This is a genomic window from Streptomyces sp. NPDC044719, from assembly GCF_056433405.1.
In genome coordinates, this window is sequence record NZ_JBWKHE010000010.1 from 1 (window position 1) to 13,527 (window position 13,527).

Consider the following 13,527-nt stretch of genomic DNA (forward strand, 5'->3'; position numbering starts at 1 on the left):
GGGGGGGTTGGGTGGGCTTTGCCCCCCCTCCAGGGCAGATGGGGCTCTCTTGGTTTGGGGGGGGGGTGTGGGGGAGTTTTTTGGGGTTTTTGGTGGCCGGTTTTTCGGTTGTGGCCGCTCCCTGGGCCCCCCCCACGGCGGTGATCACCCGCACCGGGGACGACCCCTTCGGCACCTATCTGCACCAGGAGCTGAAGTCCTTCGGCGTCGACGACCGTTGGGTCACCCCGGTCGAGGCGTACCCCACCCCGATCACGTTCTGTGAGATCTTCCCGCCCGACGACTTCCCGCTGTACTTCTACCGCCGGCCCAAGGCCCCGGACCTGGAGATCCAAACCGACGAGCTGGACTTCTTCGCGATCCGCGGGGCCCGCATCTTCTGGATCACCGGCACCGGCCTGAGCGAGGAGCCGAGCCGCTCCGCCACGCTCGCCGCCCTCAAGGCCCGTGACAAGTCGGGCACCACCGTCTTCGACCTCGACTGGCGGCCGATGTTCTGGCGCGACCCCGACGAGGCCCGCCCGTACTACCGCGAGGCACTGCGCCACGCCACGGTCGCGGTCGGCAACCTCGAGGAGTGCGAGATCGCCACCGGCGTGCGCGAACCGCAGGCCTGCGCCGACGCGCTGCTGGAGGCGGGCGTGGAACTCGCCGTCGTCAAGCAGGGCCCCAAGGGCGTGCTCGCCGTGCACCGGGACGGCACCCGGGCCGAGGTGCCGCCCGTGCCGGTCGAGGTCGTCAACGGCCTGGGCGCGGGCGACGCCTTCGGCGGCTCGCTCTGCCACGGTCTGCTCTCCGGCTGGGACCTGGAGAAGATCATGCGCCACGCCAACGCCGCCGGCGCCCTCGTCGCCTCCCGCCTCGCCTGCTCCTCCGCGATGCCGACCGAGTCCGAGGTCGCCGGCCTCCTCGCCGAGGCGCCGTCGCCGAGCACGAGCCTCTGAAACGGAGCCCGCATTGAACATCGGCATCCCCGACCTCACCACGGTCAGAGCCCGTAACCCCGAGGCGGTCGCCGAAGCGGCCGCCCGCCGGGTGCGCCGCCCGCTGATCGGCGACAGCGGCCGGCTGATGATCGTGGCCGCCGACCACCCGGCGCGCGGCGCCCTCGCGGTCGGCGACCGGCGCCTTGCCATGGCCGACCGCGCCGATCTGCTGGAACGGCTGTGTGCCGCGCTGTCCCGGCCCGGCGTCGACGGGGTGCTCGCGACCGCCGACATCCTGGAGGACCTGCTCCTGCTCGGGGTGCTGGAGAACAAGGTCGTCATGGGCTCGATGAACCGCGGCGGCCTCGCCGGGGCCTCCTTCGAGATGGACGACCGTTTCACCGGTCACCGCGCCGAGGACATCGCCCGGCTCCGCTTCGACGCGGGCAAGCTCCTGGTGCGCATCGACTACGACGACCCGGGCTCGCTGACCACCCTGGAGTCCACGGCCCGTGCGGTCGACGCCATGGCGGCCCACCGGCTCCCCCTGTTCGTGGAGCCGTTCATCTCCCGGCGGGTCGACGGCAGGGTCCGCAACGACCTGTCCGCCGACGCGGTCACCCGGTCCGTCGCCATCGCCTCGGGGCTGGGCGGCACCTCCGCCTACACCTGGCTGAAGCTGCCCGTCACCGACGACCCGGACGACATGGCCGAGGTGCTGGAGACCTCCACGCTGCCCGTCGTCCTGCTCGGCGGCGAGGTGGGCGAGGACCAGGAGGGTGCCTACGAACGCTGGCGCAAGGCCCTGCGCCTGCCCACCGTCCAGGGGCTGGTCGTCGGGCGTTCGCTGCTCTACCCGGCCGAGGGCAGCGTGGAACAGGCGGTGGACACGGCCGTCGGCCTGCTGTGATTCAAGTGGCACCTGCTGTGATCCGAAAGGCACACGATGACGTATCACCTTCCCGCGGGTAAGGCCCTCGGCGGCCCCTACATCGTCGACGTCACTCCTGAGAAGGCGGGCTGGGGCCATTCCAGCCTGCGGATCCTGGAGCTGCCGCCGGGCGGCACGCACTCCTTCGAGACCGGCGACAGCGAGTGGATCGTCGTCCCGCTGAGCGGCGGCTGCACCGTCGCCGCGGCGGACGACTTCGGCCAGGACACCTTCGAACTCCAGGGCCGCCGGGACGTCTTCAGCGGCGTCAGCGACTTCGCCTACGTGCCGCGCGACGCCCGCGCGAAAGTGACGTCCGCCGCCGGGGGACGGTTCGCGCTGACCGGCGCGCGCTGCGACCGCCGGCTGCCCGCCCGCTACGGAGCGGCCTCCGACGTGCCCGTGGAGCTGCGCGGCACCGGGAACTGCTCCCGGCAGGTCAACAACTTCGGCGCGGCGGGCGTGTTCGAGTGCGACAAGCTCATCGCGGTCGAGGTGATCACGCCGGGCGGCAACTGGTCGTCATTCCCGCCGCACAAGCACGACGAGCACCGGCCGGGCGAGGAGTCCGTGCTGGAGGAGATCTACTACTTCGAGTTCGCCGGCCACGACGGCACGCCGGGCCTCGGCTACCAGCGGGTCTCACCGTCCGGGCAGGGCCGGGGCACCGATGTGCTGGCCGAGGTCCGCGACGGCGACGTGGTCCTCATCCCGGACGGCTGGCACGGGCCCTCGATGGCCACCCCCGGCCACCACATGTACTACCTCAACGTCATGGCGGGCCCGGAGGCCGAGCGCGCCTGGCTGATCTGCGACCACCCCGACCACGCCTGGGTCCGCGACACCTGGCCGAACCAGCCGGTCGACCCCCGCCTCCCCCTCTACACCGCCCCGGAGACCTCCGCATGAACGCCCGCACCCGCCGACTGACGACCGCCCAGGCCCTGGTGCGGTTCCTGTCCGCCCAGTACACCGAGCGGGACGGCGTGCGGCGCCGGCTGATCGCCGGGACCTGGGGCATCTTCGGCCATGGCAACGTTGCCGGGGTCGGCCAGGCCCTCCTCGAGGCGGGCGAGGAGGTCATGCCGTTCCACCAGGGCCGCAACGAGCAGTCCATGGTGCACGCCGCCGTCGGCTACGCCCGGCAGCTCAACCGTCTGTCCGCGCAGGCCGTGACGACCTCCATCGGCCCGGGCGCCACCAACCTGGTCACCGGCGCCGCGCTGGCGACGATCAACCGGCTGCCGGTGCTGCTGCTGCCCGGCGACTACTTCGCCTCGCACGCCCCCGACCCGCTGCTCCAGCAGCTGGAGCACCCCGTCGAGGCGGATGTGTCGGTCAACGACACGCTGCGCCCGGTGTCGCGGTACTTCGACCGGATCACCCGACCCGAGGCCCTGATCCCGTCGGCACTCCAGGCCATGCGCGTGCTGGCCGACCCGGCCGAGACCGGCGCCGTCACGCTGGCCCTGCCCCAGGACGTGCAGGCGGAGGCGTACGACTGGCCGGAGCAGTTCTTCGCCGAGCGCGTCTGGTACGTACGGCGTCCCGCGCCGGACCCGGTGGAGTTCACGGCCGCCGTCGAGGCGATCCGGTCGGCCGGGCGGCCGCTGATCGTGGCGGGCGGCGGCGTCCACCACAGCGAGGCAGAGGGGGCGTTGAAGGCACTCGTCGACGCCACCGGCATCCCGGTCGCCTCCACTCAGGCCGGCAAGGGATCGCTGCGCTACGACCACCCCGCCGACCTCGGCGGCATCGGCCACACCGGCACCGCCGTCAGCGACGACCTCGCCCGCACCGCCGACCTCGTGATCGGCGTGGGCACCCGCTACACCGACTTCACCACGGCCTCCGGCACGCTCTTCCAGAACCCGGAGGTGCGGTTCCTCAACCTCAACATCACCGGCTTCGACGCGCACAAGCTGGCCGCGCGCACACTGGTCTGCGACGCGAGGTCCGGCCTGGAGAAGCTGCTGGAGGCGCTCTCCGGTCACCGTGTGAGCGAGGCGTACGAGGCGGAGTACCGCGCCGGCAAGGACCGCTGGGAGGAGATCGTCGAGGCCGTCTACCGCGCCGACGACGACAACGCCGTACCCACCCAGACGCAGGTGCTCGGCGCGCTGGACGCGGCCGTCGGCGACGACGACGTGGTGATCAACGCCGCCGGCTCGCTCCCGGGCGACCTGCACAAGCTGTGGCGCACCCGCAGCCCGCGCCAGTACCACCTGGAGTACGGCTACTCCTGCATGGGCTACGAGATCCCGGCCGGCATCGGCGTCCAGCAGGCCGCCCCGGGCACCCCGGTCTGGGCGCTGGTCGGCGACGGCACCTACCTGATGATGCCGACGGAGATCGTCACGGCCGTCCAGGAGGGCCTGCCCGTCAACATCGTCCTCATCCAGAACCACGGCTACGCCTCCATCGGCGGTCTGTCGCAGGAGACCGGCGGCGAGCGCTTCGGCACCGCCTACCGCTTCCGGGCCGCCGACGGCACCTTCACCGGCGCCCCGCTCCCCGTCGACCTGGCCGCCAACGCCGCCAGCCTCGGCATGGACGTGCTCCGCGCCAAGACCGTGCGCGAGCTGCGCGAGGCACTGGCCGCGGCCCGCGCCTCCGACCGGCCGACATGCGTCTACGTCGAGACCGACCCGGCACCCACCGCTCCCCCGGCCGAGGCCTGGTGGGACGTGCCGGTGGCCGAGACCGCCTCCCGCGAGGCCGCCGTGGAGGCCCGCGAGCGTTACGACCGCCAGGTCGCCGATCGCCGCCGCCACCTCTGAACTCCCCGCTGACATCACGCTCCACGAAAGGCCCCGCACACGATGAAGACCATCACCCACTGGATCGACGGCAAGCCCGTCGAGGGCACCTCCGGCCGCTTCGGCCCCGTCTACGACCCGGCCACCGGCGCCCAGGAGAAGCAGGTCGCCTTCGCGACCGTCGACGAGGTGGACGCCGCCGTCGCCTCCGCCAGGGCCGCCTTCGAGAGCTGGGGCGAGTCCTCCCTGGCCAAGCGCACGGCGATCCTGTTCAAGTACCGCGAGCTGCTCGACGCCCACCGCGACGAGATCGCCGAGCTGATCACCGCCGAGCACGGCAAGGTGCACTCCGACGCGCTCGGCGAGGTCGCGCGCGGCATGGAGATCGTCGAGCTCGCGTGCGGGATCTCCGTCCAGCTCAAGGGCGAGCTGTCCACCCAGGTCTCCACCCGGGTCGACGTGGCCTCGATCCGCCAGCCCCTGGGCGTGGTCGCGGGCATCACGCCGTTCAACTTCCCGGCGATGGTGCCGATGTGGATGTTCCCGCTGGCCATCGCCTGCGGCAACACCTTCGTGCTGAAGCCGTCCGAGAAGGACCCGTCGGCCTCCTTCAAGCTCGCCGAACTCGCCTCCGAGGCCGGGCTGCCCGACGGCGTCCTGAACATCGTGCAGGGCGACAAGGTCGCGGTGGACCGCATCCTGGAGCACCCGGACATCGAGGCGGTCTCCTTCGTCGGCTCGACCCCGATCGCCAAGTACATCCAGCTCAAGGCCGTCGAGCACGGCAAGCGCGTGCAGGCCCTCGGCGGCGCCAAGAACCACATGCTGGTACTGCCCGACGCGGACCTGGACCTCGCCGCCGACCAGGCCATCAACGCCGCGTACGGTTCGGCCGGCGAGCGCTGCATGGCCGTGTCGGTCGTGGTCGCGGTCGGCGACATCGGTGACGACCTGGTCGGCAGGATCACCGAGCGGGCGAAGAACCTCCGCATCGGCCCCGGCAACGACCCGGCCTCCGAGATGGGCCCGCTGATCACCCGCGAGCACCGCGACAAGGTGGCCTCGTACGTGGCGAGCGCCGCCGAGCAGGGCGCCGAGGTCGTCGTCGACGGCACCGGCTACTCGGTCGAGGGCCATGAGGACGGTTTCTTCCTCGGCGTTTCGCTGCTGGACCGGGTGCCGCTGACGGCGGACGCGTACCGGGACGAGATCTTCGGCCCTGTGCTGGCCGTCGTGCGCGCGGAGACGTACGAGGAGGCCATCAAGCTGATCAACGACTCCCGCTGGGGCAACGGCACCGCGATCTTCACCCGGGACGGCGGCGCCGCCCGCCGCTTCCAGCTGGAGGTCAAGGCGGGCATGGTCGGCGTCAACGTGCCGATCCCGGTCCCGGTCGGCTACCACTCGTTCGGCGGCTGGAAGGACTCCCTCTTCGGCGACCTGCACATCTACGGCAACGACGGCATCGCCTTCTACACCCAGGGCAAGGTCATCACCACCCGCTGGCCGGACCCGTCCGACGGCGGTATCAACCTCGGCTTCCCGAGCAACTCCTGACGCCCGGAGGGGGGTTCATCCATGGCGAAGACCGGTGACCGGGCCCGCACCACGGCCGCCCCGGCGCTCAGCTCACTGGACTTCGCCCTGGACCGGGGCAGTCCCGTGCCGCTGTACCACCAGCTCGCGCAGCAGCTGGAGGCCGCGATCGAGCACGGGGTCCTCATCCCGGGCAACCTCCTGGGCAACGAGGTCGACCTCTCGGTGCGCCTCGGCCTGTCCCGCCCCACCGTCCGTCAGGCCATCCAGTCCCTCGTCGACAAGGGGCTGCTGGTCCGGCGGCGCGGAGTGGGCACCCAGGTCGTACACAGCCAGGTCAAGCGCCCGCTGGAGCTGAGCAGCCTCTACGACGACCTGGAGGCGGCCGGGCAGGGGCCGGCCACCCAGGTCGTGCGCCACGAGGTCGTCCCGGCGTCCTGCGACGTCGCGGCCGCACTCGGTGTCGCGGAGGGCAGCGAGGTCACCGCCCTGGAACGGCTGCGCAGCACGCACGGCCAGCCGGTCGCCCTGCTGTGCAATTACCTGCCGTCCGCCCTGCTGGACCTCGACAGCGCCCGCCTGGAGTCGACGGGCCTGTACCGGATGATGCGCTCGGCCGGCATCACCCTGCACAGCGCCCGTCAGACCGTCGGCGCCCGCGCCGCCACCGCGGAGGAGGCCGCCCGCCTGGACGAGGAGGAGGGCGCGGCGCTGCTCACCATGCAGCGCACGGCGTACGACGACACCGGCCGCCCGGTCGAGTACGGGACGCACATCTACCGGGCGTCGCGCTACACCTTCGACTTCCAGCTTCTGGTGAGGCCGTGAGGGGAGCCGGTCACCTCTTGCGCAGCATCCGGCTGAACGGTGTGTCCGGGCGCTCCAGGCGCTCGCCGTCCAGCGTGATGTCCACGGTCTCGTTGAAGAAGGCGAGGCGCCCCCGCACCGCCGCCACCGCGGGCAGCGGGGCGGCGTAGCTCCACAGGATGTTGGGCGGCACGTCGCCCTCGCCGCGCCAGGACCAGTACTCGGCGGTGCCCTTGTAGGGGCATCCGGTGCTGTGGTCGGTGGCGTCGAACAGGTCGAGGCGGACGTCCTCGCGGGGGAGGTAGTACCGGGTCGGCAGGGAGGTTTCGAAGAGCAGGACGGGATCCCGGGTGTCCGCGACGACCTGACCCTCGATCTCGACCCGGACGTGGCGGCTGCTCGGCAGCGCGTCCACGCGTTTGTGCGGGTCGCGGGGGTGGATGAAGATCTCCTCGTCCTCCTCGTACCAGTGGTCGAGTCCCGTGTCGGTGCGCAGGAACCACTCGAAGGCGATGTGACCGGCCAGGTCGTCGGCGGGGAACGTCCAGGCCGCGTTGGAGCGGACCTCGCCGTCGGCCTCGAGGTCGTAGAAGATCCGGGAGCCGGTGTGCTTGCCGGTGGGCGGGTTCTTCGCCGGGCGGAGGAGGTCGGTGCGGACGTCCGCGCGCGGGAAGACGTACTGCGGCACCGGCAGGTGGGGCTCCCAGACGAGCACGGGGTGCCGGCTGTCGACGACGGTGACGTCGCCCTTGCGGCCGCGCACCCAGCGGTCGCTGGGCTCCCACATGAGGCCTTCGGGGGTGGTCCTGATCGTCGGGGCGGGGGTGTGGGCCGGGCGGATGGTCATGGCCGGTGCTCCTTCCGGAGGTCCGGATGTCCGGTTCCTTCCACGGTCCCACGGTCCCGACGCCCAGGGCCGGGCCTAAGCTGTAGGGACCGTACTTCAGGCCATGAGGCGCTCGTGATGGCAGGAGAGAGGCGAGGGCAGCATCCCAGGCAGCCGCAGCTGCCCGACCTGCATGTGCGCCTGCGTACCGAGCTGAACCAGATCGACGAGCAGTTGCGCGCCCTGCTGGACGCCATGGACCGGATGCAGGGCCTGCTGGACGCGGTGGTCGCCATCAGCCGGGAGACGGAGCTGACCGCGGTGCTGCACCGCATCGTGACCACCGCCATGGACCTGGTCGGCGCCCGCTACGGCGCGCTGGGCGTGCTCAACGCGTCCGGCGAGCGCCTGGAGGAGTTCATCACCGCCGGTCTGTCCGAGCGCGAACTCGACGACCTGGCCGGCACCGAGCTGCCTCGCGGGCTGGGGGTCCTCGGCCACCTGATCAGCCACCCCGAGCCCCATCGGATCGACGACATCCTGGCCCATCCGTCCTCCGTCGGCTTCCCGCCCGGCCATCCGCGTCTGCGGACGCTGCTCGGCGTCGCCATCAGCGTCCGCGGTGAGATCTACGGCGATCTGTACCTCGCCGAGCGGAGTGACGGACAGCCCTTCGACGTCCAGGACGAGAACGTCGTCACCGCCCTGGCCAGCGCCGCCGGCATCGCCATCGAGAACGTCCGACTGTTCGAGCAGGTGCGGCTCGGAGCCGAGCAGTTCCAGCGGCTCCTGCTGCCCGCCCTGCCCGACCTGCGGCCCTTCAGCGCCGCCGCCGTCTACCGGCCGGCCGCCGAGCCCAGCAAGCTCGGAGGGGACTGGTACGACGCGATCCCGCTGTCCGGCGACATCGTGGCGGTCGTCATCGGTGACGTGGTCGGCCACGATCTGAGGGCGGCGGCCGCCATGGCGTCCACCCGCAACATGCTGCGGGCCCTGCTGTTCGACCGGGGCAGTACGCCGGGCGCGCTCCTGGCCCGGCTCGACCGCACCCTCCAGGCCATCACGACCAACCCCGTCACCACCACCGCCCTGGCCCGCATCGAACCGGAGGGGCCGGGCTGGCGCATCCACTGGAGCACCGCGGGCCATGTCCCGCCCCTGCTGATCAGCCCTGCCGGAGAAGCGGAGTACCTGACGGCCGAGCCCGGACTGCCGCTCGGTGTCGACCTGGAGGAACCTCGCCCGGACCACTCCCGCTTCCTCCTCCCGGACGCCACCGTCGTCTTCTTCACCGACGGGCTGATCGAACACCCGGCCCACCCCATCGACGAGAGCCTGAACGAACTCGCGTGGCTGGCCACCGCCCATGCGCACCTGCCCCTGCACGAGTTCGTGCGGGCGCTGGCCGATCACCACCCGAGCGACGGTCACGACGACATGGCCGTCCTGGCGCTGCGCACCCCGCCCGCCTGACGTGGCGTGGAGGTTCGGACGGAACCGGCGGATGATGGTCGAGGGGATGTCGATGCGGAGGTCCCCGATGACTGTCGCGCGGCATGCCGGGGCCCGGCGTGGTGGCGCGGTCGCCCTGGAGATCTGCGCCGTCGCCGCGCTGTACTGGGGCTCGGCCGAGATCGGACTGCTCCAGCAGCAGGTACGCGGCCAGGTCACCCCGATGTGGCCGCCGAGCGGTATCGCGCTGGCCAGTCTGCTCCTGCGCGGCCCGCGGATCTGGCCGGGGATCGCGCTCGGGGCGTTCCTGGTCAACATCTCGCTGGGGCCGTCGTTCCTGGCCGTACTCGCGATCGCGGCGGGCAACACGCTCGCCCCCGTCTGCTCGTACGCCCTGCTCCGCCGCGCCCGGTTCCGCAGGGAGATGAACCGCCTGCGGGACGCCCTCGCCCTGATCTTCCTGGGCGCGTTCACCGGCATGCTGGTCAGCGCCACGGTGGGCACCGGGACGCTCGTCCTCACCGGTGTGCTGGACACCGGCGGCTTCTGGCCGACATGGTCGGTCTGGTGGACCGGCGACGCGGTGGGCGTCCTGGCGGTCACACCGGTCGTGCTCCTTCTCCGCTCGGCGCGATGGCCAGCGGGCGCTCCGCCGTCCCGGTGGGCGGAGGGGATCCTGCTCCTGGCCGCCACTGTCTGCATCGGCTTCGTCGAGACCAGCACCACGCCGCTGCTGTTCCTCGGCTTCCCGCTGCTGATCTGGGCGGCCTTCCGCTTCGGGCTGGCCGGGGCCGCGCCCTGTGCCCTCGCCGTGTCGACCTTCGCGATCATCGCGGCAGCGCAGAACACGGGCCCGTTCGCCGGGCATGACCTCTTCACCAACATGATCACCCTGCAGGCGTTCAACGGTTCCGTCTCGCTGACCGCCCTCCTGCTCGGAGCGGCGGTCAACGAACGCGCCCAGACCGCGCGGGAGATCGCGCAGGCCTGCGGACAGCTCGCCGAGATGGTCACGAGAATCGCCGCCAGTGACCGACGCCCCGCCCTGGGTCCCGAAATGACGAAGGGCCCCGCCCCACCGAAGTGAGGCAAGGCCCTGCCCGGGGAGAACTCCCGGTCACTCTGTCGGGACGACAGGATTTGAACCTGCGACCCCTTGACCCCCAGTCAAGTGCGCTACCAAGCTGCGCCACGTCCCGATGCGCGCCCACTCGCGGACAAACCGCGTGATCGCGCGAACAGCACCTTACCCCACCCCCTGGCCGCGCCGAAAACGGCCCGGGCGGGACAATCGGCGTATGGGCAGCACAGACAGCAGGGGAAGCAGGGACGACACGGGAGGCACGGGGAGCACCTCCGCGGAGCGGTCGGGCGACGCCCGGGACCGCGACAGCGAGGGGCGGGCCCGCAACGCCCGGCCACGGGACGGTCTCGGGCGGCCCCTGCCTTACGGCGCGGACGGCGTCCCCCGGCAGCCCGAGGGCGTGGTCCGCACGCCGCAGGAGACCGTCGCCGAGGCGCAGCGGCTGCTGGACGAGGGGAAGCCGTTCCACGCGCACGAGGTCTTCGAGGACGCCTGGAAGTCGGGCCCCGACACGGAGCGGGAGCTGTGGCGCGGTCTCGCGCAGCTCGCCGTGGGCCTCACCCACGCCGCCCGCGGCAACCTCACGGGCGGGGCCCGGCTGCTGCGGCGCGGGGCGGGCGCGACCGAGACCTGGGCCTCCGGCTCCGGTCAGCCGCTGCCGCACGGCATCGACCTCGCGGCCGTCGCCGCCTGGGCCCGGGAACTGGCCCAGGACGTGGAACGCGACGGCCTCGCCGTCGACGCGGGGGCTCGGGCGCCTCGGCTACGGGGAGCGGGTACGGGGCGTTGACCCGGGGCGCGGTGCGGGTGCCGGCACCGGTGTGCGGCAGACTCGGGGTGTGCGAAGGATTCATGTCATCGGTATCGGCGCGGGCGACCCCGAGCAGCTGACCCTGCAGGCGGTCAGGGCGCTGCGGAGCACGGACGTGTTCTTCATCCTGGACAAGGGCGAGGTGAAGGCGGACCTCACCCGGCTGCGCCGGGACATGCTCGACACGCACCTCCCGCGGGGGACGTACCGCGTCGTCGAGGCGCGGGACCCGGAGCGGGACCGGGCCGCCGACGGCGCGGCCTACTCCCCCGCCGTCGGGGACTGGCGCAGCGCCCGCGCCGGCATCTACGAGCGGCTCATCGCGGAGGAACTCGGCGAGCAGGAGACCGGCGCGTTCCTGGTGTGGGGCGACCCCTCGCTGTACGACAGCACGCTGGGGATCCTGGAGGAGGTGCTGGAGCGGGACGCGGTGGCGTTCGATTACGACGTGGTCCCCGGCGTCAGCAGCGTCTCGGCGCTCGTCGCCCGGCACCGGACAGGGCTCAACCGCATCGCACGGCCCGTGCAGATCACCACCGGGCGGCGGCTCGCCGAGGGCTTCCCGGAGGGCGTGGACGACGTGGTGGTGATGCTCGACGCCCACCAGGCCTTCCGGCGGTACGCGCAGGAGGACGTCGACATCTACTGGGGCGCCTACATCGGCACTCCGGACGAGATCCTCGTCTCCGGCCCGATCGCCGAGGCCGCGCCCCGCATCGAGCGGTTGCGTGCCGAGGCCCGTGAGCGCAAGGGCTGGATCATGGACACGTATCTGCTGCGCAGGCGCCCCCGGGACTGACCCGGCTATCGTCCGGACATGGAGTCCGTGCGTGCCGCGCTCATCGACATCGACGGGGTGCTCACCGTGTCGTGGCGGCCCTTGCCCGGGGCCGTGGAGGCGTTGCGGGAGATCAGGGCAGCCGGGCTCGCCGTACTGCTGGTCACGAACACGACCTCCCGCACCCGGGCCTCGATCGCCGGGACACTGGCGGACGCGGGGTTCCCGGTGTCCGCCGAGGACATCCTGACCGCCCCCGCGGCCACCGCCGCGTATCTCGCCGAGCACTGTCCCGGCGCCCGGTGCGCCCTGCTGAACAGCGGCGACATCGAGGAGGACCTCGACGGTGTGACCCTCGTGGACGCGGCGGACACCGGGACCGTGCCGGATGTGGTGCTGGTCGGCGGGGCCGGTCCCGAGTTCGGCTGGGAGGCGCTGGACCGGGCCTTCGGGCAGCTGCGGCGCGGGGCCCGGCTGGTGGCGATGCACCGCAACCTGTACTGGCGTACGGACGAGGGGCTGCGGCTGGACGCCGGTGCGTTCCTGGCCGGTCTCGAGCGGGCCGCCCGGGTGGAGGCCGAGATCACGGGCAAGCCGGCACGGGCGTTCTTCGAGGCGGCGCTCGCCCGGGTGGGTGCCGGTGCGGGCGAGGCCGTGATGGTGGGCGACGACGTCGAGTCCGACGTGCTCGCGGCGCAGCGGGCCGGTGTCACCGGGGTCCTCGTGCGGACCGGCAAGTTCCAGCCGGAGGCGCTGCGGGCCGCCGACGGCACGCCCGACCACGTGATCGACTCCTTCGCGGACCTGCCCGGGCTGCTGCGGGGGTCAGCGCAGCAGTAGTTGCAGACCGCCCACGACGGTCGCCGCGATGACCAGCTGTTCGAACAGCCGCTGGTTGATCTTGTTCACCGCCCACTTGCCGAAGAGCGCGCCGGGCACGACGAACACCACGAGCGCCAGGTCGAGCAGGAGCGAGCGGGCGTCGATCAGGCCGAGTCCGGCGCTGAAGGGCAGCTTGGAGACGTTGACGATCAGGAAGAAGAAGGCCGACGTGCCGAGAAAGCCGAGCTTGCGGAAGCCCGCGGACAGCAGGTACATCGACATCACCGGGCCGCCCGCGTTGGCGACCATGGTGGTGAAGCCGCCGAGCACGCCGTAGGAGCGGGCTTTGACCCGGCCCGCCCTGCTGGTGACCGAGTCCGGCTGCCGCTCCGCGTCCTCTGTACGCCGTCGCCACACCGTCACGGCCGCCATCAGCAGCAGGATCGCGCCGATCGAGGTCCTTACGATCGCGTCGTCCGCCCACATCAGGAACACCGTGCCGACGACGACGCCCGCGGCGACCGCCGGGAACAGCCGCCACAGGGTGGGCCAGTGGGCGTGCCGCCGGTAGGTGGCGACGGCCAGCAGGTCCCCGGCGATCAGGATCGGCAGCAGGACACCGGTGGAGGCGCGGGCGGGCAGCACCGCGGCGAAGACGGCGAGGCTGACCGTGTTGGCCCCGCTCACGGCGGTCTTCGAGAATCCGACGAGGAGGGCCGCGAAGGCGAGTGCGGCGAACTCCCAGCCGGTGATGTTCCAGAGCGTCATCGTGTTCATGCGAACACTGATGCTATG

At 72.1% G+C, this 13,527-nt stretch carries 12 protein-coding genes, 1 tRNA gene and 1 pseudogene; 11 read left to right on the plus strand and 3 right to left on the minus strand.

What is annotated here, in order from left to right; genetic code table 11:
- Nucleotides 1–131: 131 nt before the first annotated feature.
- The 6 genes and pseudogenes from iolC to AC07DF_RS34305 form a co-directional block, all read left to right on the plus strand.
- Nucleotides 132–944 (plus strand): annotated as a pseudogene (gene iolC, locus AC07DF_RS34280) (5-dehydro-2-deoxygluconokinase); the annotation flags it as partial.
- Between the two features lie 13 nt (nt 945–957).
- A complete protein-coding gene (locus tag AC07DF_RS34285; RefSeq protein ID WP_478980234.1) occupies nt 958–1,836 on the plus strand; it encodes a Cgl0159 family (beta/alpha)8-fold protein in 879 nt (292 codons plus the stop codon).
- Nucleotides 1,837–1,872: 36 nt separating this feature from the next.
- Nucleotides 1,873–2,766: a 5-deoxy-glucuronate isomerase gene (iolB, locus tag AC07DF_RS34290; RefSeq protein WP_478980237.1), complete on the plus strand. Its 894-nt coding sequence runs from the start codon at nt 1,873–1,875 to the stop codon at nt 2,764–2,766.
- Entirely contained in the window at nt 2,763–4,637 is a 1,875-nt protein-coding gene (iolD, locus tag AC07DF_RS34295) for a 3D-(3,5/4)-trihydroxycyclohexane-1,2-dione acylhydrolase (decyclizing) (RefSeq protein WP_478980239.1), read from the plus strand. The genes iolB and iolD overlap by 4 nt, the downstream gene beginning before the upstream one ends.
- 42 nt (nt 4,638–4,679) lie before the next feature.
- Complete coding sequence (locus tag AC07DF_RS34300; RefSeq protein WP_478980241.1) at nt 4,680–6,173, plus strand: CoA-acylating methylmalonate-semialdehyde dehydrogenase; 1,494 nt, start codon at nt 4,680–4,682, stop codon at nt 6,171–6,173.
- 21 nt (nt 6,174–6,194) lie between these two features.
- On the plus strand, nt 6,195–6,980 hold the full coding sequence (locus AC07DF_RS34305; protein WP_478980243.1) for a GntR family transcriptional regulator: 786 nt from the start codon (nt 6,195–6,197) through the stop codon (nt 6,978–6,980).
- A 10-nt stretch (nt 6,981–6,990) separates the two neighbouring features.
- Here the strand turns inward: AC07DF_RS34305 and AC07DF_RS34310 are convergent, their stop codons facing one another.
- The gene (locus AC07DF_RS34310; protein ID WP_478980245.1) at nt 6,991–7,806 is read right to left on the minus strand and encodes a DUF427 domain-containing protein; all 816 of its coding nucleotides are present in this window, start codon (nt 7,804–7,806) and stop codon (nt 6,991–6,993) included.
- A gap of 117 nt (nt 7,807–7,923) precedes the next feature.
- On the opposite strand from AC07DF_RS34310, the gene AC07DF_RS34315 reads away from it, so the two are divergent.
- The gene (locus AC07DF_RS34315; RefSeq protein WP_478980247.1) at nt 7,924–9,258 is read left to right on the plus strand and encodes a PP2C family protein-serine/threonine phosphatase; all 1,335 of its coding nucleotides are present in this window, start codon (nt 7,924–7,926) and stop codon (nt 9,256–9,258) included.
- A 67-nt stretch (nt 9,259–9,325) separates the two neighbouring features.
- On the plus strand, nt 9,326–10,324 hold the full coding sequence (locus AC07DF_RS34320; RefSeq protein WP_478980250.1) for an MASE1 domain-containing protein: 999 nt from the start codon (nt 9,326–9,328) through the stop codon (nt 10,322–10,324).
- Between the two features lie 38 nt (nt 10,325–10,362).
- Here AC07DF_RS34320 and AC07DF_RS34325 read toward each other — a convergent pair.
- Nucleotides 10,363–10,436 (minus strand) — tRNA-Pro (locus AC07DF_RS34325).
- 99 nt (nt 10,437–10,535) lie between these two features.
- Between AC07DF_RS34325 and AC07DF_RS34330 the strand changes: the two genes are divergently transcribed.
- From AC07DF_RS34330 to AC07DF_RS34340, 3 genes are read left to right on the plus strand one after another with little or no spacing between them, the layout of a single operon-like run.
- Nucleotides 10,536–11,111, plus strand: a complete 576-nt coding sequence (locus AC07DF_RS34330; protein ID WP_478980252.1) for a DUF309 domain-containing protein — start codon at nt 10,536–10,538, stop codon at nt 11,109–11,111.
- A gap of 49 nt (nt 11,112–11,160) precedes the next feature.
- Nucleotides 11,161–11,931 (plus strand): precorrin-6A synthase (deacetylating), encoded by a 771-nt coding sequence (gene cobF, locus AC07DF_RS34335; protein ID WP_478980254.1) that lies wholly within the window; start codon nt 11,161–11,163, stop codon nt 11,929–11,931.
- 18 nt (nt 11,932–11,949) lie between these two features.
- Complete coding sequence (locus AC07DF_RS34340) at nt 11,950–12,750, plus strand: HAD-IIA family hydrolase (protein WP_478980256.1); 801 nt, start codon at nt 11,950–11,952, stop codon at nt 12,748–12,750.
- Here the strand turns inward: AC07DF_RS34340 and AC07DF_RS34345 are convergent.
- Nucleotides 12,736–13,509 carry a sulfite exporter TauE/SafE family protein gene (locus tag AC07DF_RS34345; protein ID WP_478980258.1) on the minus strand — a complete coding sequence of 258 codons (774 nt, stop codon included), beginning with the start codon at nt 13,507–13,509 and terminating at the stop codon, nt 12,736–12,738. The genes AC07DF_RS34340 and AC07DF_RS34345 overlap by 15 nt on opposite strands.
- Between the last annotated feature and the right edge of the window lie 18 nt (nt 13,510–13,527).

Excerpts from the sequence above, each read along its gene's own strand:
- iolB (WP_478980237.1), top strand. The coding sequence starts at position 1,873 with ATGACGTATCACCTTCCCGCGGGTAAGGCCCTCGGCGGCCCCTACATC.
- iolD (WP_478980239.1), top strand. The coding sequence starts at position 2,763 with ATGAACGCCCGCACCCGCCGACTGACGACCGCCCAGGCCCTGGTGCGG.
- AC07DF_RS34300 (WP_478980241.1), top strand. The coding sequence starts at position 4,680 with ATGAAGACCATCACCCACTGGATCGACGGCAAGCCCGTCGAGGGCACC.
- AC07DF_RS34305 (WP_478980243.1), top strand. The coding sequence starts at position 6,195 with ATGGCGAAGACCGGTGACCGGGCCCGCACCACGGCCGCCCCGGCGCTC.
- AC07DF_RS34310 (WP_478980245.1), bottom strand. The coding sequence starts at position 7,806 with ATGACCATCCGCCCGGCCCACACCCCCGCCCCGACGATCAGGACCACC.
- AC07DF_RS34315 (WP_478980247.1), top strand. The coding sequence starts at position 7,924 with ATGGCAGGAGAGAGGCGAGGGCAGCATCCCAGGCAGCCGCAGCTGCCC.
- AC07DF_RS34320 (WP_478980250.1), top strand. The coding sequence starts at position 9,326 with ATGACTGTCGCGCGGCATGCCGGGGCCCGGCGTGGTGGCGCGGTCGCC.
- AC07DF_RS34330 (WP_478980252.1), top strand. The coding sequence starts at position 10,536 with ATGGGCAGCACAGACAGCAGGGGAAGCAGGGACGACACGGGAGGCACG.
- AC07DF_RS34340 (WP_478980256.1), top strand. The coding sequence starts at position 11,950 with ATGGAGTCCGTGCGTGCCGCGCTCATCGACATCGACGGGGTGCTCACC.
- AC07DF_RS34345 (WP_478980258.1), bottom strand. The coding sequence starts at position 13,509 with ATGAACACGATGACGCTCTGGAACATCACCGGCTGGGAGTTCGCCGCA.